10 protein-coding genes are annotated in these 12,757 nt (G+C 63.2%); 6 read left to right on the plus strand and 4 right to left on the minus strand.

Annotated elements, in window-relative coordinates; translation table 11 throughout:
* Window positions 1-576 precede the first annotated feature (576 nt).
* Genes PAN31108_RS12795 through PAN31108_RS12810 form a run of 4 tightly spaced genes read left to right on the plus strand, consistent with a single transcriptional unit; the run spans window position 577 to window position 4,763 of the window.
* The gene (locus PAN31108_RS12795) at window positions 577-2,001 is read left to right on the plus strand and encodes a circularly permuted type 2 ATP-grasp protein (protein ID WP_174980779.1); all 1,425 of its coding nucleotides are present in this window, start codon (window positions 577-579) and stop codon (window positions 1,999-2,001) included.
* Window positions 2,002-2,045: 44 nt separating this feature from the next.
* Entirely contained in the window at window positions 2,046-3,053 is a 1,008-nt protein-coding gene (locus PAN31108_RS12800; RefSeq protein ID WP_150669241.1) for an alpha-E domain-containing protein, read from the plus strand.
* A 4-nt stretch (window positions 3,054-3,057) separates the two neighbouring features.
* Window positions 3,058-3,864: a transglutaminase family protein gene (locus PAN31108_RS12805; protein WP_150669242.1), complete on the plus strand. Its 807-nt coding sequence runs from the start codon at window positions 3,058-3,060 to the stop codon at window positions 3,862-3,864.
* Window positions 3,865-3,914: 50 nt separating this feature from the next.
* Window positions 3,915-4,763 (plus strand): proteasome-type protease, encoded by an 849-nt coding sequence (locus PAN31108_RS12810; protein WP_150669243.1) that lies wholly within the window; start codon window positions 3,915-3,917, stop codon window positions 4,761-4,763.
* Window positions 4,764-4,819: 56 nt separating this feature from the next.
* On the opposite strand, the gene PAN31108_RS12815 is transcribed toward PAN31108_RS12810, so the two are convergent.
* The 3 genes from PAN31108_RS12815 to uraH form a co-directional block, all read right to left on the minus strand.
* Window positions 4,820-6,154, minus strand: a complete 1,335-nt coding sequence (locus PAN31108_RS12815; RefSeq protein ID WP_246183935.1) for an MATE family efflux transporter — start codon at window positions 6,152-6,154, stop codon at window positions 4,820-4,822.
* 508 nt (window positions 6,155-6,662) lie between these two features.
* On the minus strand, window positions 6,663-7,868 hold the full coding sequence (locus PAN31108_RS12820; protein WP_150669245.1) for a urate hydroxylase PuuD: 1,206 nt from the start codon (window positions 7,866-7,868) through the stop codon (window positions 6,663-6,665).
* A gap of 40 nt (window positions 7,869-7,908) precedes the next feature.
* Entirely contained in the window at window positions 7,909-8,259 is a 351-nt protein-coding gene (gene uraH / locus PAN31108_RS12825) for a hydroxyisourate hydrolase (RefSeq protein ID WP_150669246.1), read from the minus strand.
* A 437-nt stretch (window positions 8,260-8,696) separates the two neighbouring features.
* Here uraH and PAN31108_RS12830 point away from each other — a divergent pair, with 437 nt between their 5' ends.
* The gene (locus PAN31108_RS12830; protein ID WP_150669247.1) at window positions 8,697-10,064 is read left to right on the plus strand and encodes a nucleobase:cation symporter-2 family protein; all 1,368 of its coding nucleotides are present in this window, start codon (window positions 8,697-8,699) and stop codon (window positions 10,062-10,064) included.
* Window positions 10,064-11,422 (plus strand): 8-oxoguanine deaminase, encoded by a 1,359-nt coding sequence (locus PAN31108_RS12835; protein WP_150669248.1) that lies wholly within the window; start codon window positions 10,064-10,066, stop codon window positions 11,420-11,422. The genes PAN31108_RS12830 and PAN31108_RS12835 overlap by 1 nt, the downstream gene beginning before the upstream one ends.
* A gap of 242 nt (window positions 11,423-11,664) precedes the next feature.
* On the opposite strand, the gene PAN31108_RS12840 is transcribed toward PAN31108_RS12835, so the two are convergent.
* Window positions 11,665-12,603 carry a LysR substrate-binding domain-containing protein gene (locus PAN31108_RS12840; RefSeq protein WP_150623573.1) on the minus strand — a complete coding sequence of 313 codons (939 nt, stop codon included), beginning with the start codon at window positions 12,601-12,603 and terminating at the stop codon, window positions 11,665-11,667.
* Window positions 12,604-12,757: the final 154 nt, after the last annotated feature.

Here is a 12,757-nt window from a genome sequence, read left to right on the forward strand (position 1 = left end):
AGGACTTGCCCGGCACGTATTGGCTCACGCAGGCGGCGCTGGACGCCGTGCAGGGCAAGCCGAAGGCGGCGTGAGCCACGCGGCGCTTTTCCTGAGCACCGAATCGCAGCGCCGAGGGCCTCGGGTGCGGTCGTGACGCCGCGCATCAGCCGGACCTGCTGATCCACGCGCGCAACGCAGACAAAAGAACGCCGGGCAGTCGCTCGGCGTTTTTCATGACAGCGGCGCAAAAATGCACCGCCATGTTGCCGGAGCGCGCCGCACATTGCCGCACCGCACCAAGCGGGAAAGGCGCGCGCGCAAGACCGTCAAGCCGCCGGAAGGGCCGGGCTGGCAAGCGGGGTAAACACAATCGCAGGGGAGAAAAAACAGCTCCTATACTCCAAACATCGCCGAAACACCGATATGGTGCATTCCGGCGATCACGACACGGTGCGGCGGGTGCGCATCACGGGTGCATCGGTGCGCTCGCACGGGCGCCGCACCGAAATCGTGCGTGGCGCGTCAAAAAAGTCGGAAAAACAGCTCGGGCATGGATATTGCTCGATCTCGACACGGCAATCTGCGGAGAAGCGTATGGTCGAGAGCTATAACGAGATGGCGAGCATCACGGGTGCAACGCGTTCGCACTACCGGCGGTTCGACGATTGGCTGAAGTGTCAGCCGGAAGATGTCCTGCACCATAAGCGAGCCGAAGCCGATCTGGCGTTCCGGCGCGTCGGTATTACCTTTGCCGTCTATGGCAACGAAGCGGGAACGGAGCGTCTGATCCCGTTCGACCTGATCCCGAGAATCATCCCGGCCCACGAATGGCAGACCTTGCAGACCGGGTTGCGGCAGCGCGTCGAGGCGCTCAACAAATTCATCCACGACGTCTATCACGACCAGAACATCCTGCGCGCCGGCGTCATTCCGGCGGAACAGGTGTTGAAGAACGCGCAGTATCGGCCTGAGATGCAGGGGGTCGACGTTCCCGGCGATATCTACTCGCACATCGCCGGTGTCGACGTCGTGCGCGCGGGCACCGGCGACGACGGCGTGTTCTACGTGCTGGAGGACAACCTGCGGGTGCCGTCCGGCGTCTCGTACATGCTGGAAAACCGCAAGATGATGATGCGGTTGTTCCCCGAGTTGTTCGCCAGAAACCGCATTGCGCCGGTCGAACACTACCCGGATCTGTTGCTCGACAGCCTGCGCGCCGTGGCGCCGATGGGCGTGGACGATCCGACGGTCGTGGTCATGACGCCGGGCATCTACAACTCGGCATACTTCGAGCACGCGTTCCTCGCCCAGCAGATGGGCATCGAACTGGTCGAGGGGCAGGACCTCTTCGTCGAGGACAATCTTGTCTACATGCGAACGACGAACGGCCCCAAGCGTGTCGATGTCATCTATCGACGTATCGACGACGATTTCCTCGACCCGCTCGCGTTCCGCGCGGACTCCACGCTGGGCGTGCCGGGCTTGCTGAGCGTCTATCGGGCGGGGCGCGTCACGCTCGCGAACGCCATCGGCACCGGTGTGGCGGACGACAAGTCGATCTACCCGTTCGTGCCCGACATGATCGAGTTCTACCTGGGGGAAAAGCCGATTCTGAACAACGTGCCGACGTACCAGTGCCGGCGCGCCGACGATCTCGCCTACACGCTCGACAACCTCGGTGAACTGGTGGTCAAGGAAGTCCACGGGGCGGGCGGTTACGGCATGCTCGTCGGGCCGGCGTCGACCAAAGCCGAGATCGAAGCCTTCCGGCAACGGCTCATCGCGAAACCCGACGGCTATATCGCGCAACCCACATTGGCGCTCTCCGCGTGCCCGACTTTCGTCGACGCCGGTATCGCGCCGCGGCACATCGACCTGCGGCCGTTCGTGCTGTCGTCCGGCAAAGGCGTGACGATGGTGCCGGGGGGCCTCACGCGTGTCGCGCTCACCGAAGGGTCGCTCGTCGTCAACTCCTCGCAGGGCGGGGGAACGAAAGATACCTGGGTCCTCGAGAAATAAGCGGCGTCCGCCAGAGACAGAAGACAACCTATCGGGAAGAGATCATGCTCAGCCGTACCGCCGACCACTTGTTCTGGATGGCCCGCTACATGGAGCGGGCCGAGAATACCGCACGCCTGCTCGACGTCAACCTGCAAAACCTGCTGCTTCCGCAAGACGCCATCGATAACCTCGACGACGAAGACGACACCGATATCGCACATGCCCTTGCCGGCGGCATCGACAACGAAGCCGGGTGGCGCGCCACCTTGCGTATCTCGGAACTGGAACCTGCGTTCAACCGCAAACATGCACGTGCGACCCGCGCCAACGTGCTCGACTTCGTCGTGCGCGATCGCGACAACCCGTCGAGCATCGCCTGCTGCCTGGCCGCCGCACGCGAGAACGCCCGCGCCGTGCGCGGTACGTTGACGACGGAACTGTGGGAGACCGTCAACAGTACGTGGCTCGAATTCCCGCGCATGCTCGACTTGCTGGAGCGCGATCCGGCCCATCTGTTCGAATGGGTGAAGGTGCGCTCGCATCTCTCGCGCGGCGTGAGCTTCGGCACGCTGTTTCAGGACGATGCGTTTTACTTCACGCGTCTGGGCCTTTTCCTGGAGCGCGCGGACAACACGGCGCGGATCCTCGACGTGCGTTTCCACGAAGCCGTGCGCGCCGACAAGGCCGGTCCCGACGCCTCGCATCCCACGGACTTTTACTACTGGTCTGCCGTGTTGCGCAGTGTCTCCGGGTTCGAGATCTACCGGAAGGTCTACCGGGATGTGATCACGCCCGAGCGCGTCGTCGAACTGCTCATGCTCAACGCGCACATGCCACGTTCGCTGCTCGCCTCGCTCAACGGTGTTTGCGAGAATCTGGCCACGCTCTCCAACGCACAATCCGGCGACGTCGAGCGTTATGCCGGTAAACTTCAGGCGGATCTCAAATACACCGACATCCAGCAGATTCAGCAGCAAGGCTTGCACCCCGTCCTGACCGAGTTCCTCGAGCGAGTCTCCGTGCTCGGCAACAAGATCAGCCAGACCTTCCTGATTCCGCTCGCCGCCTGATGCCATGCGCCTGATCATCCGTCACGAGACTACCTACCGCTACGACACGCCGGTGCGTTACACCATTCAGCAGCTTCGGCTCACGCCGGCGGCGTCCGAGGTGCAGCGCATCGTGCAATGGCGATTGAGCGCACCGGGCAAGCTCACGCCCTCGCGGGATGCGTTCGGCAACGATATGCACACGCTCGTGCTGCACCAGCCGCACGACGAGATTCACCTGCTGGCCGAGGGGGAGGTCGAGACGACGCCACTCGTCGACGGCAGGCTCGGCGAAACGACGCATGCCGTACCAGTGTTATGCTTCGCCAGCCCCACACCGCTGACCGGGCGCAGCGACGGCATCGACGCCCTGGCCGCCGACGCCGGCGTCGCCACGCCGGGCGAGTTGCTCGCGCTGGCTGCGGCCATCTGCGAGCAGGTCGACTACGAGTCGGGCATTACCGCCGTGACCAGCACTGCCGCGCAGGCCTTGGCGCTGGGGCGGGGCGTTTGTCAGGACCATGCGCATCTCATGCTGGCCGTGTGCCGGGCGCGGGGCGTGCCGGCGCGGTACGTCAGCGGATACCTCGATCCGGGCGACGTGCCGCACGCGGCGAGTCACGCGTGGGTCGATGTGTGGGTGGACGGGGCGGGCTGGGTGAGTATCGACGTGACCCATGCGTGCTTTGCGAGCGGCAACTACTGTCGTCTGGCGGTGGGCCGCGATTACGAATCCGCCGCGCCCGTGCGAGGCATGCGCAGCGGCGGGGCGAGCGAAGCGCTGCACGTATCGGTCAGTGTCGATACGGCACCGCCGGACCAACAACAATAGCTTTTCACGTGACGAGGCGACGCGCCTCGTCGCGGCAAGACAGGAACGACATGACGTACTGCGTGGCCATGAAGCTCGATGCCGGGCTGGTCTTTCTCTCCGACACCCGCACCAACGCGGGGGTCGATCATGTGAGCACCTTCCGCAAAATGCTCGTCTTCGAGCGTCCGGGCGAGCGCGTGATCGTGCTGCTCTCGGCGGGCAATCTTGCGCTCACGCAAGCCGTGCGGCAGCAACTCGTCGACGCTCGCGACACCGAGACGCTCTGGACCGCCAAGTCCATGGGCGATGTGGCGCGTGTCGTCGGACAGGCCATCCGCGACGTCTATGCCCGAGACGCCAAGTCGCTCGAAGCCTTCGGCGTCGACTTCAATTGCAGCTTTCTGCTCGGCGGACAGATCGCCGGGGCGAAGAGCCGTCTGTTCCAGTTGTACTCGGCAGGCAACTTCATCGAAGCGTCGTCCGTCAATCCGTACTTCCAGATCGGCGAGTCGAAGTACGGCAAACCGATCATCGACCGGCTCGTCACGCCCGCGACATCGCTTGACGACGGCGCCAAGTGCGCGCTCATCTCGATGGACTCCACGCTGCGCTCCAACGTCTCCGTCGGCCTGCCGCTCGACTTGCTCGTCTACGAAGAAGACAGTTTGCGCGTGACACGCTTCGCCTCGCTCGACGACGAGAACGTCTACTACAAAATGATCCACGACACGTGGGGATTGCGCCTGCGTCAGGTGTTCGACGAACTGCCCGAGCCGCAATGGGCGACGAGCAGCGCGGCGAGCGTGCCGGCGTCGCTGCCGCCGCGCGCCGAGCCGCCCGAAGGCATGCCTGGTGTGCACGAGGCGGGAAGCCTTCAGTCGCTCGCGCAGACGGTGTCGCTCAAGATGCCGTCCTGACGCGACGGGAAGACGGCGGGCGGGGCGGCAGCAGCGACGTTGCGCCCGCCGGCGCGTCAGATGAGGGCATGCGCGCGATGCTGCTTCCGGTACAGCCATGCGCTCACCGCGAGCGTTGCCGCTTCCGTTGCCAGCAGCGTGTACCAGATGGCGTCGCCGCCGACCAGCGCGTCGAGCAGCCAGAGAATGCCCAATAGCAGAATCCAGCTGCGCATCATAGCGATGGCGGCGGACGGCCCCGGGGCTTCCACGGCCGTCAGATACCCGGCCACGATCAGGTTGCCGGCCGCAGGCAGAAACGCGAGGGCGTACCAGATGACTGCGTGTTCCAGAATCGACCACGCTTCCCCCCCCGCAGGCAGGAACAGGAACGTGAGCGGGCGCGCCAGCGTCGCCATCGCCACCGCGACGAGCAACGAGAAGCCCATGACGGCGATCACGCCCAGACGGAACGATCCCTGAAGCGCCTTCGGATCGCGCGCACCCCGGTAGTAGCTGATCATCGGTTGCATGCTCTGCACGAGCGCGCCCATCGTGACCGTTGCCCCGAGCGTCATGTACTCGAGAATCGCATAGGCCGCCAGACCCGGCTCACCGAAGTTCGTCAGAATCACGCGGTTGAAGACGAATACCGTCACCGCCGGCGCGATAGCGCCGAGGAATTCCGACGCGCCGTTGTACATCGCCCGCCAGACGTGGATTTCTCCGCTGCCGAACGCGCGGCGCGCCGGCACGACCTGCCTGGCCAGCACGAAGTGATAAGCGAGCATGACGCTGCTCGACACCATCATCGACAAGCCGGTCGCCAGCGACGCCCCATACATTCCCATCTCAAGAACGACGATGAGCCAGTAGTCGAGCGCCACGTTGGCGAGGGCGCCCAGAAACATTGCATACAAGCCGAAACGCGCCGCCGGTGCACCCTCGACGCGCAGAAACAGTTCCATCGCGTAGAGCCCGTTGGCGAACAGCACGAACCAGCCCCAGCCGGACAGATACGCCACGATGTCTGCCGTGATCGCCCCTTGCGCACCGAGCGCCTCGGCAATTTCATGTGTGAAGAGGAGGACGCCCGCACTCATCGCGATCCCCGCAACGAGCATGACCCAAAGCACCTGGGAAAACGCGCGTCGGGCTTCCGCCTGCCGTTGCTCGCCGAGCAGGCGGGCGATAAGCGTGGCGCCGCCCACGCCGATCATCACGCTGATGGCATAGGGCACGTAAAGCAGCGGCACGACGAGGTTCAGCGCCGCAAGCGCCTGCTGGCCGACATAGCGGCCGATGAAGATGCCGTCGATCAGCGTATAGACCGTGTAGACCCAGCCGGAGAGGATCGTCGGAATGGCGAGCGACGTGAATTGCTTGAGCAGGGACGTCCTTGTGCCCTGCAACGAGTTGCTTGAATGAGTAGACGAGGAAAGAGACATGGTCCCCCCGATGACTTCGCACCGCATCGTGTCGGGACGCGGCTCACCGTGGCTTGCACATCAAAGACTTCAGAGACTTCGCGATGGGGAGTGTTGCCGCTCACGCGCAAGCGATGGCGTGAGCGCTCCGCCCCGCAACGACATCGCACCCGTGAGGGGGATGCCGGCGAGGCAGTCAGGCGGACGGAGGGAACATCGCCTGGTGCAGATGCACCCAGACGACGCCTTGTCGGGAAGCGGAAAACAAAAGGAAATTCATAGGGTCTCGCACTTGACGCGCCTGCTGTGAAAGCATCGCGCCGGTCGTTTGACGTCGTGGGAAGGTGCGGTCGATTTCGCGACGCTGTGCCTCGAAGGACGTCACACCCGGACTGCCGGGCGCAAGAGACAGACCCGAGGCATGTGCCGGAGTTCCCCAAATAAAAAAAGGGCGCCGAAGCGCCCCAACATGGGTCCGGCAAGCCGGTCGGCTTTACTGTTGTGCGCCGCCGTTGAACCACGCCGCGATCTTCTGGCGCTCTTCATCGGTCATCTGCGTCACATTGCCCAGCGGCATCGACTTGAGCGTGACCGATTGCTGATAGATCCGCTGGGCATTCTGGGAAATTTCCGCTGGCGTGTCGAGCATCACGCCCGCCGGCGCGCTGCCCATCATGGTCGGCTTGGCCGAGTGGCAGGTGGCGCAACGTTGCGTGACGATCGGTTGAATCTCCGAGAGCTTCAGGGCCGGTGCGGCAGCTTCCCCATGCGCACCGGCGGCGGGCACCGGCGCGGTACGCGGTGCGGCGAACACGGCCACGCCTGCGAGCAGGGCGGCGCCCGCCACGGGCAGGGCATACAGATTTTTGCCCGCGTGGCGCAGCACGAAGAACTGACGAATCATGGCGCCTGCCGCCATGATGATCGTGAGCATCACCCAGTTGTACGGATTGCTGTACGTGAACGCGTAGTGATTACTGATCATGATGAACACGACCGGCAACGTGAAGTACGTGTTGTGCACCGAGCGTTGCTTGCCGAGCTTGCCCCAGATCGGGTTCGGGACTTCTCCTTTGGACAGGGCGTCCACGCTCTTGCGCTGCCCCGGAATGATCCAGAAGAACACGTTGGCCGACATCGACGTCGCCATCATGGCACCCACGATCAGGAACGCGGCACGTCCGGCGAAGATGTGGGTCGTGGCGTAAGTGGCGGCCACCACGAACAGGGCGACGGCGATCCCCAGCACGCGCTCGTTCTTGCCCAGCAGGCGGCACAGGAAGTCATACACGAACCAGCCGCCGATCAGGAACGCCACCGCAAGACCCACGGCCTGATTCGGTTGCAGATCCATCACGTTCTTGTCGATGAGGTACGTCTGCGGTTGCAGCAGATACAGCACGCAGAACAGCGCAAAGCCCGAAAGCCAGGTGGTATATGACTTCCACTTCGACCAGTGGAGGTCTTCCGGCATCTGCGGCGGCGAGTTCAGATACTTCTGGGCGTGGTAGAAACCGCCGCCGTGCACCGACCACATCTCGCCGTACACCCCTTTTTGCTTGTCTTCGGCGGCCTTGGGCGGCTTCAGCCCGTTGTCCAGCATTACGAAATAAAACGACTCGCCAATCCAGGCGATGGCCGCGACCACGTGCAGCCAGCGCAGCAACAGATTGACCCAGTCGGTAATAAACGCTTCCATCTTATGTTCTCCTCAACTGCCTGACGTTCACGTTCGCGATTTAGCTACCGCGATACGTGGAAAAGCTCCACGGCGATACCAGAAGGGGCACGTGGTAATGCTGCGAAGGCTCCGCAATGCCGAAGCGCAGCACGACGCGATCGACGAAGCGCGGCGAGGGCACTTCCACGCCCTGTGCGGCGAAATAGTCGCCGGCATGGAACACCAGTTCGTATTCGCCCGCGACGAATGCCTCGCCTTCGAGCAACGGCGCGTCGCAACGGCCGTCGGCATTGGTCTTTACGTCACGCAGTGCACGGCGCTCGCCGTCCACACGCCACAACTCGACACGGATGCCCGCGCCGGGCTTGCCGTGCGATGTATCAAGTACGTGGGTAGTCAGTCGTCCCATGATGTCTCCTGTAATGGATGGGTGCATTGTAGGGAGATGGCGGCCTGGCGACGCGCGCAATAACAAAGATAAAAACGCGCACATACCCGGTCACGCCAGACAGAAAGCGGCAGCGCCCCAATATGGCATGCCGATGTCTCGAGCGTACGCCGTATGCACCGGAATTGGGATTTTTTGGACCACTATTCGATTCTGTTATCCGCTATATAACGTCGCGCGTATGAGCCGTTATCGCGACAGGAGACGACTCGCCCGGAAAGCCCAATGACGACGTACATGCTTGGGGAAAACCCGAAACGCAAGATAAGCATTCATGCATACGTTCTATGAAAAAAACACTATAGCCCGGCGTGGTCTTGCCGCAAAAGGCGTCGACCTGCACCATTGAGTCACCCTAAAAATAGACATCAAACAGCCCCCCGAGGGACGGAGACGCAATGAGTGTGACAACCAATGCCGTGGATCCGGTCGACGAGCGACTGCCGATCGGAAAATTGTTCATGCTGGGCCTGCAACACGTTTTGGTGATGTATGCGGGAGCGGTCGCCGTGCCGCTCATCATCGGCGGTGCACTCGGGCTGCCGAAGGATCAAATTGCGTTTCTGATTTCTGCCGATCTGATGTGCTGCGGTATCGCGACGCTGATACAAAGCGTCGGCGTGGGCCGCTTCGGGATCCGTATGCCGGTCATCATGGCCGTGACGTTCGCCGCTGTGGGTCCGATGCTCGCTATCGGCACCAATCCCTCGCTCGGGCTGCCCGGCATCTTCGGTGCGACGATTGCGTCCGGCATCATCGGCACGCTGATCGCGCCGCTTGTGGGCAAGCTGCTTCGCTTCTTCCCGCCGATCGTGACCGGCATCGTCATTACGTCGATCGGCCTGACGATCATCGGCGTGGGCATCAACTGGGCGGCCGGCGGCGTTGGCAACCCCGACTACGGCGATCCGGTGTATCTCGGCGTGTCGTTCGCGGTGCTCATCTTCATCCTGCTGGTCACACGTTTCGTCAAGGGGTTCTTTTCGAACATCGCCGTGCTGCTCGGCATTTTGTTCGGCTTCGTGATCGCGCTCATGCTGCACAAGGTGAATTTCGACGGTCTCGATCAGGTGAAGTGGTTCGATGTCGTGCTGCCGTTCCACTTCGGCATGCCGGTGTTCGACCCGTGGGCCATCGCGACGCTCACGATCGTGATCCTGATTACCTTCATCGAATCGACGGGCATGTTCCTGGCGCTGGGCGAGATCGTGGGCAAGCCGGTCGACGAGAAGGCGCTGGTGGCGGGCTTGCGTGTCGATGGGGTGGCGACGGTAATCGGCGGCGTGTTCAACACGTTCCCGCACACGTCGTTTTCGCAGAACATCGGCCTCGTCGGCGTGACGGGCGTGAAGAGCCGCTGGGTGTGCGCGGCCGCTGGGGTCATCCTGCTGGTGTTCGGCCTGATTCCGAAGATGTCGGTGGTCGTGGCCTCCATTCCGCAATTCGTGCTGGGCGGCGCCGGCGTGGTCATGTTCGGCATGGTGCTCGCCACGGGCATCAAGATTCTGTCGAAAGTGGACTACTCGCATAACCGCTACAACCTGTATATCGTAGCGATCAGCATCGGCATGGCGATGATTCCGGTGGCGTCCAACAAGTTCTTTGCGAAGATGCCGGAACAACTCGCCCCGTTGCTCCACAGCGGGATTCTGCTCGCCACGTTGTCCGCCGTGATCCTGAACGCCTATTTCAATGGCTTCAAAGCCCCGGCGGTGGACGGCCATGGCAACAAGAACGGTTCAGGGATGGGGCTGGAGGCGCACTGATGAAAACGTTGCTCGTCAAGAATGCCGAGGTCTTCGTCACGATGGACGCAGGCCGTCGCGAAATTGCGCATGGCGGACTGTACGTGGAGGACAACCGGATCGTGGCCGTGGGCGCCAGCGACACGCTGCCGCCCACGGCGGACGAAGTGCTCGATCTGAGCGGTCATGTCGTCATCCCCGGTCTGGTCAACACGCATCACCATATGTACCAGAGCCTCACGCGCGCGATTCCGGCCGCGCAGGACGGCGAACTCTTCAACTGGCTGACGAACCTCTATCCGGTGTGGGCGAACCTCACGCCGGAAATGATCCGCGTCTCGACCAAGACGGCGATGGCCGAGCTGCTGCTCTCCGGCTGTACCACGTCGAGCGATCATCTCTACATCTATCCGAACGGCTGCAAGCTCGACGACAGTATCGAAGCGGCCGCCGAGATCGGCATGCGGTTTCACGCGAGCCGCGGCAGCATGAGCGTCGGGCAGAGTCAGGGGGGATTGCCGCCCGATCGCGTGGTCGAGCGCGAGGCGGACATTCTTAAGGACACGCAGCGTCTCATCGAGACCTACCACGATGAAGGCCGTTACGCGATGTTGCGGGTGGTCGTCGCCCCGTGCTCGCCGTTTTCGGTGAGCCGCGACCTGATGCGCGAGTCGGCTGCGATGGCGCGTCACTATGGTGTGTCGCTGCACACCCATCTGGCCGAGAACGTCAACGACATCGCCTACAGCCGCGAGATGTTCGGCATGACGCCCGCCGAATACGCGCAGGATCTGGGCTGGGTCGGCCGCGACGTCTGGCATGCCCACTGCGTTCAACTGGACGACGCCGGGATTGCGCGCTTCGCGAGGACAGGCACCGGCGTGGCGCATTGCCCTTGCTCGAACATGCGCCTTGCCTCCGGGATCGCACCGATCCGCCGCATGCGCGACGCCGGGGTGCCGGTCGGGCTGGGGGTCGATGGGTCGGCGTCGAACGATGCGGCGAGCATGATCAACGAAGCACGTCAGGCGTTGCTGCTGCAACGCGTCGGGTTCGGCCCGAGCGCCATGACGGCGCGCGAGGCGTTGGAGATCGCAACCGTGGGCGGCGCACGCGTGCTGGGTCGCGATGACATCGGCGCGCTCGCCGAGGGCATGGCGGCGGACTTCGTGGCGTTCGATACCCGTGGCGTCGGGATGGCCGGCGGTCTGCACGATCCGGTGGCGGCGCTCGTCTTCTGTAACCCTGGACAAGCGGCGTACAGCGTGGTGAACGGTCGGGTGGTGGTGCGGCAGGGGCGTCTGGAGACGCTCGATCTGCCCGCGCTCGTCACGCGTCACAACGCGCTGGCGCGGCAACTGGCCGAGGCTTCCCGATAAGGCGCTGCCGCACCGGCCGTCCATTCATGGTAAGTGGCCGGCGGGCCGCTCACCCCAATCTCCGGATTGCGGTGAGCCGGCCCTGGGTGGCAATGGGCCGGCGGGAAGTCGCGGCGGCGTTCCTGTGCATGGGGAACGCCGCCATGCGGTTCGGCGGAGCGGTGGGGGCCGCTCCGCCGGTAAAAATGCCGGGATTGCGGCGACATGGCCTCTGACCCCGGCTCCCGGTCGCCGTCGACGAATTACGGCTGCGTGTGCGATTCGAGCAACGTGCGCGTGGCGTCGGAAATCACGCTGCGCAGCCAGCGCACCTCGTCCGAGTAGTGCGTGCGCTCGTGCCACAACTGGTAGTACTGCATCGGCGGAAAGTCGATGGGCGTTTCGAGCACCGTGAGCGGCAGGAACTCCGCGTAATGGTCGGCAAACAGGCGCGTCGTCGTGAAAATCAAATCGGATTTCAGCAACACGTACGGCGCAAGGTTGAAGTACGGAATCGTTACGACCACGTTGCGCTTGAGACGCTCACGTGCGAGATGCATGTCGATGGCGCCACGTTGCGCGACGGAGTAGGGCGTCGGAGCGAGATGCGGGCTGCCGAGATACTGCTCCAGCGTCAGGCCGCGTTTCGCATACGGGTGCGTATTGCGCACCAGGCACACGATCTGGTCGACGAAAAGATTCGAGAGGTGCAACTGTTCGGGCGGCTCGGGCCAGTTGCCGATGACGATATCGACTTTGCCGTCTTCGAGGGCATGCTCGTAATCGAACGCGGGGCCGAGCGAGTGCAGTTCCAACTGGGCGTTCGGGGCCTGTTGACGGAAACGCTCGACGACCGTCGGCACGAACAGCGTATTCAGATAGTCGGGCGAGCCGATACGGAACGTCCGTACGGTAGTGGCCGGATCGAAGTTCGATTGCTGGACCGTGATGCGTTCGATTTCGCGCAATGCGTTTTGCGTTGGCTCCAGCAGCGATTGACCGTATTCCGTAGGCACCATGCCTGACTTGCCGCGCACCAGCAGCGGGTCGCCGGTGATATCGCGCAAACGACGCAGCGCTGCGCTGATCGCCGGTTGCGACTGATTCAGTTTGACGGCCGCACGCGTCACGCTGCGCTCGATCAACAGGGTGTGAAGAACGCGCAGCAAATAAGTGTCGATCGGTTCGCGGTTTTGGCTCATGAGAAATATAACGATCCGAATATGTCGGACCCTGTAGTGCATAAGGAAATCATTATGAAGGACAAGGCCTTGCGGCTCCATAGCGGAAAGCCCCTAGCGTCAGCATAGCCGTTGCCCGCGGGTTTTCCGTTGGCAAGACGCGCTTGAATGCCGT

The organism is Pandoraea anhela, from assembly GCF_902459655.1.
Lineage (GTDB): Bacteria > Pseudomonadota > Gammaproteobacteria > Burkholderiales > Burkholderiaceae > Pandoraea > Pandoraea anhela.